Below are 672 nucleotides of genomic sequence, written 5' to 3' on the forward strand. Positions count from 1 at the left end.
GTCTTCAATCTCTGGGAATTGCTTTTGCAGAATTGGCACGAATACTTCATTCAGTGCCACGCCTAATACCGCCGGCTCATCTGGTGGACGACCAGTATAGGTACTGTGATAAATTGGGTCTTTACGCATGGTGATGTGCGTAATGGTAAAGACGTGATGCTTTTCTTTTTCGTTATAGTAGCCAGTGTGATCGCCGTAAGGGCCTTCATCGGCAAACTCGTTCGGGTCGATGTACCCTTCCATGACGATTTCAGCACTTGCTGGGACTTCCAAATCGTTACTGATGGATTTGACAACTTCGGTTTTACTGCCACGCAGCAAACCAGCAAAGGCATATTCTGATAACGTATCCGGCACTGGCGTCACCGCACCAAGGATAGTGGCAGGGTCGGCACCAAACGCCACGGAAACTGGGAACGGCTTACCCGGGTTGGTTTCCATCCAATCACGCAAATCTAACGCGCCACCACGGTGAGCTAGCCAACGCATGATGATTTTGTTTTTGGCGATTTTTTGTTGGCGGTAGATACCGAGGTTCTGACGTTTTTTGTTCGGCCCTTTGGTAACCGTCAAACCCCACGTTAATAGTGGTGCTACGTCTTCCGCCCAGCAACTCATCACCGGAATTCTATCCAAATCGACTTCGTCACCTTGCCACACAATGTCTTGGCA

At 49.4% G+C, this 672-nt stretch carries 1 protein-coding gene; it reads right to left on the reverse strand.

Going from position 1 to position 672, the window contains the following annotated elements; translation table 11 throughout:
* The coding region (locus R8N47_RS25585; RefSeq protein ID WP_318186151.1) for a UbiD family decarboxylase at positions 1 to 672 on the reverse strand (672 nt) is incomplete at both ends.

It is taken from the genome of Vibrio sp. 2132-1, from assembly GCF_033344315.1.